Annotated in this window: 1 pseudogene; it reads right to left on the bottom strand. The window is 65.0% G+C overall.

From position 1 onward, the window contains the following. Positions 1 to 260, bottom strand: a pseudogene (locus SAZ04_RS22385) (cell division protein FtsA); the annotation flags it as partial.

Here is a 260-nt window from a genome sequence, read left to right as displayed (position 1 = left end):
GCGCTGGATGTCGCTCTCGCGGATCTCCTTCTCCTTCACCGCCACGATGCCCTGGCTGTTGAAGCCCTTGATGTGGCCGCCGGCGATGCCCGTGTAGACGTGGCTGATCTCGCAGCCCGCCATGAGCTCCGCCTCTTCGATAGCGCGGCGGATGCTGGCCACCGTCGCCTCGATGTTGACGACCACGCCCTTACGGAGCCCCTTCGAGGGGTGGCTGCCGATACCGATGATGTCAATGCCACTGTCGGTGAGCTCGCCGA

This window comes from Halalkalibacter lacteus (assembly GCF_036663595.1).
Classification (GTDB): domain Bacteria; phylum Bacillota; class Bacilli; order Bacillales; family Bacillaceae_D; genus Halalkalibacter; species Halalkalibacter lacteus.
This window is presented reverse-complemented; position numbering and strand designations above follow the sequence as displayed.